Below are 9,159 nucleotides of genomic sequence, written 5' to 3'. Positions count from 1 at the left end.
CTGCACCTGCCAAGCACTGTAGGAGCAACTGTCTTTGTGGGAGCTGGCGAAGCCTGCGATGCGAACGACGCACAACCTCTGACTCTGCGTCGATCCCATCGCCAGCTCCGCTGGCTCCCACAGTTACAACCGAGGGTCTGCACCTGCCAAGCACTGTAGGAGCAACTGTCTTTGTGGGAGCTGGCGCAGCCTGCGATCGACTGCGCAGCAGTCGCAATCGGTTCAGCTTGGTGGGTCTGAAGGAATTGCGCCGACAGGTTTTGCGGCCGTTTCACGGCCGATCGCAGCCTGGCGGCAGCTCCCACAGATACCCGGCAATCGCCCGCCGACCGTAGGAGCTGGCGAAGCCTGCGATCGACTGCAAAGCAGTCGGCTACAAGTACGGCCTTATTGCACCGGCGCGCTCGACGGCTGGGCAATCAACCCCTTCAGCTCGCTGGTCATCGGAAACTCCAGGTTCAGGCCCTTGGGCGGAATCGGTTGTTCGAACCAGCGCTGGTAGATGCCCTCGATCCTGCCGCTGCGGTAGACCTCCGCCAGCGCCTCGTTGACCGCCGCCAGCAACTGCTCATCGCCCTTGCGCACCATGCAGCTGTAGATTTCCTTCGACTGCGCCTCACCGACCACCACCCAGTCATGCGGATCGCGCGCCTTGGCCCGCTCGCCATAGAGCAGCGCGTCATCCATGTAGAACGCCGCGGCGCGACCGGACTGCAGCATCATGAATGCCTCGCCATGGTCCTTGGCGCTGATCACGAAGGCACCGAGGTTGTGCTCGACGTTGTAGTTTTTCAGGTACTTCTCATTGGTGGTACCTGCGGTGCTGACCACATTCTTGCCCTTGAGGTCATCCATCCCCTGGATACCACTGCCTTTTTTGGTCAACAACTGGCCCTTGACGAAAATAAAGCCGTAGGAGAAGTCCACCTGCTTCGCACGCTCGGCGGTAACGCCGGTGGTCCCGCACTCCAGATCGACCGTGCCGTTCTGCACCAGCGGAATCCGCGTCTGCGAGGTGACCAGGTTGTAGCGCACCTTCAGGTCCGGCATCGCCAGCTTGCTTTGCAGGTGCTTGACGATCTCCCCGGCCAGGTCCACCGAGTAGCCCATGGGCTTGCCGCTGTGGTCACCGATATAAGAAAAAGGAATGGATGAATCCCGGTAGCCCAGGGTGATGCTGCCCGAGTCGGCGATTTTCTTCAGGCTGCCGGTGAGTGGTGCGCTGTCGGCCAGGGCCGAATGGGCAAACACCAGCGACAGGGCAAGCAGAGCGGGTTTGAACATGACGACCTCTTAGCCGCGCACGGCAGTGACAGTGATTTCCACACGCACGCCGGGGCGCGCCAGTTCGGCCTGCACGGTGGTGCGGGTCGGTGCATGGCCGGGTTCGAGCCAGGCCGACCAGACCTCGTTCATCGCCTCGAAATCGCCGGCGATGTCCTTGAGGTAGACGGTCGCGCTGAGCAACTGGCGCTTGTCGCTGCCCGCCTCGGCCAGCAGTGCGTCGATTTTCGCCAGCACCTCGCGGGTCTGTTCGCGGATATCACTGGCAGCAGTCGGCACCTGGCCGGACAGGAACACCAACTGCCCGAACAGGGCGGCGGCACTCATGCGCTCGTTGCTGTGCAAACGGGTTATCGACATCGGGACACTCCTTGCGGTTGTTGTTCTTGTGAAGGTCAGGCCGCCCTTGGGGACAGCCCGTGCAAGTCGATCGACGGCGCGCGGCCGGCAATCAGTTCGGCCAGCAGCGCGCCACTGGCACAGGCCAGGGTAAAGCCCAGGGCACCGTGGCCAAGGTTGAGCCAGAGGTTGCGGTAGTGCGTCGCGCCCAGCAAGGGCACGCCACTGGGGGTCGCCGGGCGCATGCCGGCCCACTCCCGGGCCTGACTATAGTCGGCGGCATCGGGGAAGGTCGTCGCCGCCAGCTGGCGGATGCTGGCCAGCCGCGCCGGGTCCAGGGACTCGTCGAAGCCGACGATATCGACCATGGCCGCAACGCGCAGTTGATCCTCCAGACGCGCATAGACGATCTTGCGGTCGTAGTCGGTAATACTGACCTCCGGCGCCTGCTGACCGGCCAGGATCGGTGCGGTGAGGCTGTAGCCCTTGAGCGGATAGATCGGCAGTTGCAGGCCCGGCAGACCGAGGCTGGCGCTGCGGTGCCCGGCACAGAGCACCAGGCGCTCCACCGCCACGACCTGTCCGCCCAACTCCAGCGCCTGGATAGCGCCATTCGCATGACGAATGCCGGTTACCGGCTGCCCCAACATCAGGCGACACTGGCCGGACGCCTGCAGGCGCTCGACCAGGGCCAGGCAGAAGCGATGGCAGTCGGCGACTTCTTCGTCGGCGGTGAACACCCCGCCAATGAACGGCGCATCGCCCAGGGCCGGCTCCAGCGCGGCGATATCCGCGGCATCGAGCACCTGCTGGCCCTGCGGATCGCTCAGATGACTGCGCGCATGGGCGAAGCTGGCCGGGTTGCGAAAGGTCACCAGCTTGCCGTTGCGCCGCCAGGCGAAGCCCTCCAGCCGGTCGCTTTCACGCCACTGCGCCAGGGTGGCCTGGCTGTGCAGGGCCAGGCGCAACAGGTGGGCGGCATTGCTGCGGTTGACCGAGCTCCGGCAGGCCGCCATGAAGCCCGCCAGCCAGCGCCACTGGGCCAGGTCCAGGCGCGGGCGCAGCTTGAGCGGTGAGTCGCTGCGCAGTAACCAGCCCAGGGCTTGCAGCGGGACGCCGGCATCGGCCAGGGGCGAGACGTAGCGATAGGACAACTGCCCGCCGTTGGCGAAGCTGGTGCCCGCGCCGAGGCTGTCGCGCGCCTCGATCAGGTCCACCGCAAAGCCTTCGCGTACCAGGGCATAGGCTGTTGCCAGGCCGATGACGCCGCCGCCGATAACCGTTACCCGCTGTGCCATGAGAGTTCATCCACAAATCCGAAGGCCTTCAGGTTAGGGCCGGTGACAGCCGCCGGATAATGAATAAAAATGGCCCGGCCATAAACAAAGGTTATGGGGTCCAGCATGCGTTTGCGTCACATCGAAGTGTTCCAGGCCATCCGCCAGACCGGCTCGATCAGCGGCGCAGCGCATTTGCTGCACGTGACCCAGCCGGCGGTGTCGAAGATTCTCCAGCACGCCGAAGCGCAACTGGGCTTCCCGTTGTTCCTGCGCGTGCGTGGCAAGTTGCAGATTACCCCCGAGGCCCTGGCCCTGGAGCGCGAGGTGGACAAGGTCAGCGACAGCGTCGAAGGCGTGCGCCGCCTGGCCGCCAGCCTGCGTCGCCAACCCGGCCTGCAGTTGCGCATTGGCGCCACGCCGGCCCTGGCCCTGTCGTTGTTGCCGCCGGTGATCAGCCAGTGGTCCGAGCGCCATGCGCAGTCCGAATGCGAACTCTCGAGCCTGCACAGCCGCGAGCTGGTGCAGCAATTGCTGATGCGTGAGATCGACGTCGCCCTGACCTTGCGTCACCCCGACCACCCCGGCCTGAGCGTGCAACCCCTGGCCCATGGTGTGCTGGTGGCCCTGGCGCCCAAGGGCTACTGGCGCGAGACGAGCCTGGACTCACCGCTGGCGGTGGAAGACCTGGCCGGCGCACCGCTGATCGGCCTGAGCAGCAGCGATCCACTGGCCGCGCAGGTGGGCAGCTACCTGAAGAACCTGGAACCGGCACCACGTATCGGCATTCGCGTGCAGACCTATTCCCTGGCCCGGGCCATGGTCGAGTCCGGCGCCGGGCTGGCGCTGATCGATCCCTTCACCGCCCTGGGTTCGCAGCACACGGAGGTACGCCCTCTCAATCCACCGCTGCCGATCACCTTGTATGCCCTGACCCGGGCCAACGAAAGCCATCCACACACCCTGGACGACCTGTTGCAGCTGTTCGGCGAGCATGCCCGTGAGCAGATCGCCCGGGTGCCTGCCCTGCCCCGCCCTTGAGCCCGGCCGGCGATCAGCTCGGGCAGCTGTGCTCGCCGTTGTTCAGCCCCTGCTTGTAGTTGCGGCTGAGCAGGCTGGCCTTGCCGTCGTGCCAGGTGAGGGTCAGTACATACATCGAATCGAAATCCTCACCGTCCCAGTCCTCGGTGATCACCCGCTTCTCGCCCAGGGCCTTGCCGGCCACGGTGTTGATCAGTTCGGGCAGGTAGCCGTGGGACCAGGCGGTGTAGACGGTGGCGTTGCGGTACTTGTCCTGCAGCAGCTCGTCGGCCAGTGCGGCGGTGTCGTTGGCGCCAAAGTCGATGTTCACCGGCAGGCCGAGCTTGATGGCGCTGGGGCTGATGGTCATCAGCGGGCGGATGTAGCTGTAGGCGTCGTCCTTGCTGCCTTCTTCCACATGACGGGACGGATCGGCGGCAAACACATAGTCGGCCTTGCCGAATTTTTCCGGTAGCAAGGTGGCCAGGTCCAGGGCGCGGTTCAGCCCCTGGCAATTGAGCTGGCCCAGGCCTTCGCCGGGCTTTTCGGCATGGCGCAGGAACACCAGGGTCTGGGTGCCATCCACAGGTTCGGCGCGGCTTTCGATAGCCTCGCTGGCCAGTAGCGTGACACCTGCGAGCGCAACCAGGGAACACAGGACATGGCGGTGACGCTTGAACAGGGTGGGCAACTTCATGAAACGAACTCTTTACGGCAAAAAGGGGTGTGGCTGACCCGCCGGCGACACACCGCGACCGAAGCCGCGGGTGATCCCTGTCTGTCGTACCGTCCATGGTGCGGGGCTATCTGAGAGTGCGATAAACCCGATTGGTTCGATCCCTGGTTGCTCAACCCTGAGCACAAGTAATTGTAATACCTTGATATTGCCGAATTACGACCGTCGATCAGTCGTCGCGGGTGAGGACTTCCAGCAGCTCGATTTCGAATGTCAGGTTCGAATGCGGGGTGATCGCGCCCATGCTGCGCTCGCCATAGGCCAGGTGCGACGGCACCAGCAGCTTGCGCTTGCCGCCGACCTTCATGCCTATCAGGCCCTGGTCCCAGCCCTTGATCACCCGGCCGGTACCGATCACGCACTGGAACGGCTTGCCGCGGTCGTAGGAAGAATCGAACTTGGTACCGTCATCCAGCCAGCCGGTGTACTGGGTGGTGATCAGGGCGCCCTTGACGGCCTCCTTGCCCTCGCCCAGCTGGATATCGATGATTTGCAGCTCGCTGCTCATGTTTGACCTCGTGTTGTGGGATGTGGGAGCGGGCTTGACCCGCGATGGCGTACTGTCAATCACATCGCTTCGCGGGGCAAGCCCGCTCCCACAGGGCTGTGCTGGCGCATGGACCAGCAGACACCGCCGATCACCAGCACGATCGCCGCCGCTTCCAGCAGGCTCGGCCCGCTCTGGCGCCAGATGAAGGCATACAGCAAGGCGAACAGGGTTTCGAAGACAATCAACTGGCCGCTCAAGGTCAGCGGCATGCGCTTGGACGCGGCGTTCCACAACAGCGCCGCCAGCCACGAACCGAAAATCGCGCAGCCCAGGCTGTACAGCCAGAACAGGCTCCAGCGCTCAATCGGCGCATCCACCTGCAACTGGGCGGGCTGCCAGAGTGCCAGCGCCGCCACCAGCACCAGGCTGAACAGGCCGGTCATCACCCCGCACAGCACCGACCACTGGTGGCTGTCGAAATGCCCGCTCAGTTTCAGGCAGCGGCTGTTGTGCACCGCGTACCAGGTCCAGCAGGCCAGGGCCACCAGGGCATAGAGCACGCCGGCGATCTTGTCGCCCACAGGTCCCTGCTCGACCGCGAAGGTCTGCAGGTTGATGCACAGCATCCCGGCCAGAATCAGCGCCAGCGGTCCGATCAACTGCTTGAGCGCCACCCCGCCGCTGTCATGCCGCCCGTAGAGGGTGATGGTCAGCGGCAAGACCCCGACGATCAGTGAAGCCGGCGCCACGCCAAGGCGCTGGATGGCCGCCACCAGGCAGATGAAATACAGCAGGTTGCCGATCAGCGCCAGGCGCCCGAGCATCCACACGTCCTTCAAGGTCAGCCGTCCCAGGGCCTTGCGCATGGGGATGGCGAGCACCAGAGTCACCACGCCGAACAGCACGAAGCGGGCGCAGCTGAGCAGCACCGGGCTGAACTCGGGCAACAGCTGCGGCACCATCAGTACCAATCCCCACATCGCGCCAGCTATACCGGCATACGCCACACCCAGTCTCACGTGCCTGCTCCTGTTCGAAGAAGTGCGCAGGCTATCCCTTGCACAGGCGCCGGGCAAAAGATCATTCGGCATGCAGGCATTCCTCTTGAGAATACCTTCCCCGCGCAAAGCATCGATTCTATGATGCAGCCATTCCCCAGACCGGATAGTCAGCATGAGCCGCTTCAGCCGTCACCTGCCCCCGCTCGATACCCTGATCGCCTTCGAGGCGGTAATGCGCACCGGCAGTTTCACCCGTGCCGCCAGCGAGCTGTACCTGACCCAGAGCGCGGTGAGCAAGCAGATCAAGCTGCTGGAAGAACACCTCGGCGCCATCCTGTTCGAACGCCGCGCCCGGGGCATCGCCCCGACCACGGCAGGCAGCGAATTCAATGCCATTGTCGAACCCATGCTCGAACGCCTGCTGGCCAATGTCCTGCGCCTGAAAAGCGGCCATGGCAGCCGCAATGTCAGCGTCATCTGCACCCATGCGGTGGCCCAGTACTGGCTGTTCCCGCGGCTGTTGCGCTTCAACGAGCAGCACCCGGAACTGACCGTCAATATCCACGCAAGCAACGAGATCGGCGAAAGCGACATTGCCCACTACGACTTCGGCATTCTCTACGGTCATGGCCAATGGAGTTCGCTCAAGGCCGACAAGCTGTTCGATGAAACCATCTACCCGATCGCCAGTGCCAGGCGGCCATTGCCCGAAGTCGAGTCATTGAACGAACTGCAGGCCCTGCCCTTGATCCAGCTGGATGCCTCGGCCTGGAACTGCCTGGACTGGCAGGACTGGTTCGGCCATCAGGGCCTGGCGTACAAGGCACCGGCCGATGCGGTGACCTTCAACCAGGTCAACCTGGTGTTCGAGGCCGTGATGCAGGGGATGGGCGTGGGGCTGGGCTGGGAGTTCATGGCCCGCGAGCGCATCGAACAGGGTTCGATCCGCCAGGTCTCGCCGTTCGTCGTGCACACCGGCCAGGCCGACTACCTGGTGCACGACAAACAGGCCAGTTGCTCGCCGGCGGCGCAGGTGTTCGCCGCCTGGTTGCTGGCGCTCAGCTGAACAGGGCCTCGACCTCGGCGCCGGTCATGGTCTTGGTCTGGTTGGCAAAGCAGTAGTACTTGGGTTTGCTGTCGACATACACCTGCAGGTCGAAGATCCAGTCGGTATCGCCGTCCAGCACCCCGACCGACACCGAGTCGAACGTGCCGTTTTTCAGGCGGTACAGCAGGTGGGTGCCGCACTGGTCGCAGAAGCCGCGCTCGGCCCACTCGGAGGAGTCGTAGAACTTCGGCGTGCCGGCGGTGAATTTTACCGGCTCCGCGCAGTGCACCGAGAACAGCGGCCCACCGGCCCATTTGCGGCACATGCTGCAATGGCAGGCATCGACGCTGGCGTTTTCCAGGCTGACGCTGAGTTTGATGGCACCGCACAGGCAGCTACCGTGCTTTTCCAGGGACATGGTCAAAGCTCCTTGCTGGGAGAGGGAGCGACTGAGTCTAGCACCTGGCCGGATGGGCCTCATCGCAGGCTACGCCAGCTCCCACAGGTTCGGTATGCACCGCGCCCCTGTGGGAGCTGGCGTAGCCTGCGATGGGTCAAGCTGTCACCGGGGTCAACACCGGCTCGCCGGCAAAGAACGCCTGCAGGTTCTTCAACACCAGTTCCACGGTATCGCGCGCCGCATCCGGCGACTGCCCGGCCACATGCGGTGTGAGCACCACATTGCCCAGGGTTTTCAGGGCATCCGGCACCGCCGGCTCGTCATCGAACACATCCAGCCCGGCACCGGCAATGGCGCCAGTGCGCAACGCCTCGACCATGTCGGCGGTGCTGACCACACTGGCACGGGCGATGTTCACCAGAAAGCCGTCCGGCCCCAGCGCTTCGAGCACAGGCTTGTCGATCATCTGGCGGGTGTTGGCACCGCCAGGGGTGGCGACGATCAGGAAGTCCGAGGCTTGCGCCAGCGCCAGCGGGCTGTCGCAGTAGGTGTAGGGCACATCGCTGCGCGGCGTGCGGTTGTGGTAGCTGACCTGCATGTCGAAACCCAGCGCCGCCCGTTTGGCAATCGCCAGGCCCACCGCGCCCAGGCCGAGGATACCCAGGCGCTTGCCACTGACCGAGGGGCTGATGACCCGGTTCCACTCGCCACGCCGGGTCGAGGCATCGGCGCGGGGGATGTCGCGCACCACCGCCAGCAGCAAGGCCATGGCATGGTCGGCCACCGCCGCAGCGTTGGCCCCGGCGCCATTGGTGACGGTGATGCCGCGTGCCGCTGCGGCAGCCAGGTCGACCTGCTCGTAGCCGGCGCCAATCACACAGATGATCTTCAAGGCCGGCAAGGCAGCGATTTCATCGGCGGTAAGCCCCAGCGGACCACGAGTCAGCACCGCATCGATCGCGCCGCCCTGGCGGGCGATGGCCTCGGCGCGCAAGGCCGGGGTCTGGGCGCGAACCAGGCGAAAGCCCTGCTGCTCCAGCAAGGGCAGGTAGTCGTCGACTGTCTCTACCAGCACCAGTACCGTCTGTGTCATTTCATGCTCCCGGGCAAATGGCCAGGGCGCATTATGCGGACTTCGACCTACTGCGCGAAAGCCCGGCCCAGACCGCCTGGCACGCCGCTGCTGTCGGTTTCCTGCCAGGGGCCGTTGAGGTTGGTCGACCAGCTCCAGCCGTTGTTCCAGCGGTAGTAGGTGCGCTGGCGGTAGAAGGTGTTGGTCTGGCCTTCAAGCACGTAGACGCCCAGGCGCGGGTCCCAGTGGCTGGCCCCGCCCGGTGGCGGCGCGAAGCTGGCCGAGGTGCGTGGCATCGGCTTGGACGCCGGGGTGACCGCAGGCTTGCTCGGCGCCGTGCCCGGCACTGTGCTCGGACGCGGTGCCGGCTTGCCGGCCGGCGCCGGTGGCAGCTTTTCGATGGGCGGAGTAGAGGGTTCGTAGGGCTGAACAGTACACGCACTCAGGCCCAGGGCCAGGGAAAGAAGGGTCAGGCGTGCGATGCTGTTCATA

The 9,159-nt window shown here is 64.8% G+C and carries 11 protein-coding genes; 2 read left to right on the top strand and 9 right to left on the bottom strand.

What is annotated here, in order from left to right:
- Positions 1–387: 387 nt before the first annotated feature.
- Genes M2D63_RS23560 through M2D63_RS23550 form a run of 3 tightly spaced genes read right to left on the bottom strand, consistent with a single transcriptional unit; the run spans position 388 to position 2,921 of the window.
- Positions 388–1,284 carry a transporter substrate-binding domain-containing protein gene (locus M2D63_RS23560; RefSeq protein ID WP_285865470.1) on the bottom strand — a complete coding sequence of 299 codons (897 nt, stop codon included), beginning with the start codon at positions 1,282–1,284 and terminating at the stop codon, positions 388–390.
- Positions 1,285–1,293: 9 nt separating this feature from the next.
- Complete coding sequence (locus M2D63_RS23555) at positions 1,294–1,644, bottom strand: RidA family protein (protein WP_285865469.1); 351 nt, start codon at positions 1,642–1,644, stop codon at positions 1,294–1,296.
- Positions 1,645–1,679: 35 nt separating this feature from the next.
- Positions 1,680–2,921, bottom strand: coding sequence for a D-amino acid dehydrogenase (locus M2D63_RS23550; protein ID WP_285865468.1), 1,242 nt, complete (start codon positions 2,919–2,921; stop codon positions 1,680–1,682).
- A 105-nt stretch (positions 2,922–3,026) separates the two neighbouring features.
- Between M2D63_RS23550 and M2D63_RS23545 the strand changes: the two genes are divergently transcribed.
- Positions 3,027–3,941: a LysR family transcriptional regulator gene (locus M2D63_RS23545; RefSeq protein WP_285865467.1), complete on the top strand. Its 915-nt coding sequence runs from the start codon at positions 3,027–3,029 to the stop codon at positions 3,939–3,941.
- A gap of 13 nt (positions 3,942–3,954) precedes the next feature.
- Here M2D63_RS23545 and M2D63_RS23540 read toward each other — a convergent pair whose 3' ends face one another.
- The 3 genes from M2D63_RS23540 to M2D63_RS23530 all read right to left on the bottom strand — a co-directional run bounded on the left by M2D63_RS23540 (position 3,955) and on the right by M2D63_RS23530 (position 6,165).
- Positions 3,955–4,617 carry a histidine phosphatase family protein gene (locus M2D63_RS23540; RefSeq protein ID WP_285865466.1) on the bottom strand — a complete coding sequence of 221 codons (663 nt, stop codon included), beginning with the start codon at positions 4,615–4,617 and terminating at the stop codon, positions 3,955–3,957.
- A 208-nt stretch (positions 4,618–4,825) separates the two neighbouring features.
- Complete coding sequence (locus M2D63_RS23535; protein ID WP_285865465.1) at positions 4,826–5,164, bottom strand: FKBP-type peptidyl-prolyl cis-trans isomerase; 339 nt, start codon at positions 5,162–5,164, stop codon at positions 4,826–4,828.
- Positions 5,165–5,223: 59 nt separating this feature from the next.
- Positions 5,224–6,165, bottom strand: a complete 942-nt coding sequence (locus tag M2D63_RS23530) for a DMT family transporter (RefSeq protein ID WP_285865464.1) — start codon at positions 6,163–6,165, stop codon at positions 5,224–5,226.
- 154 nt (positions 6,166–6,319) lie between these two features.
- Here M2D63_RS23530 and M2D63_RS23525 point away from each other — a divergent pair, with 154 nt between their 5' ends.
- Positions 6,320–7,213: a LysR substrate-binding domain-containing protein gene (locus M2D63_RS23525; RefSeq protein ID WP_285865463.1), complete on the top strand. Its 894-nt coding sequence runs from the start codon at positions 6,320–6,322 to the stop codon at positions 7,211–7,213.
- On the opposite strand, the gene M2D63_RS23520 is transcribed toward M2D63_RS23525, so the two are convergent.
- The 3 genes from M2D63_RS23520 to M2D63_RS23510 all read right to left on the bottom strand — a co-directional run bounded on the left by M2D63_RS23520 (position 7,206) and on the right by M2D63_RS23510 (position 9,158).
- Complete coding sequence (locus M2D63_RS23520; RefSeq protein WP_285865462.1) at positions 7,206–7,613, bottom strand: GFA family protein; 408 nt, start codon at positions 7,611–7,613, stop codon at positions 7,206–7,208. The two genes, M2D63_RS23525 and M2D63_RS23520, sit on opposite strands and share 8 nt — an antisense overlap.
- A 136-nt stretch (positions 7,614–7,749) precedes the next feature.
- Positions 7,750–8,688, bottom strand: coding sequence for a 2-hydroxyacid dehydrogenase (locus tag M2D63_RS23515; RefSeq protein WP_285865461.1), 939 nt, complete (start codon positions 8,686–8,688; stop codon positions 7,750–7,752).
- A gap of 47 nt (positions 8,689–8,735) precedes the next feature.
- On the bottom strand, positions 8,736–9,158 hold the full coding sequence (locus tag M2D63_RS23510) for a hypothetical protein (RefSeq protein WP_285865460.1): 423 nt from the start codon (positions 9,156–9,158) through the stop codon (positions 8,736–8,738).
- Position 9,159 lies beyond the last annotated feature (1 nt).

Origin of the sequence: Pseudomonas sp. BJa5, assembly GCF_030272875.2 — a bacterium.
Classification (GTDB): Bacteria; Pseudomonadota; Gammaproteobacteria; order Pseudomonadales; family Pseudomonadaceae; genus Aquipseudomonas.
This window is presented reverse-complemented; position numbering and strand designations above follow the sequence as displayed.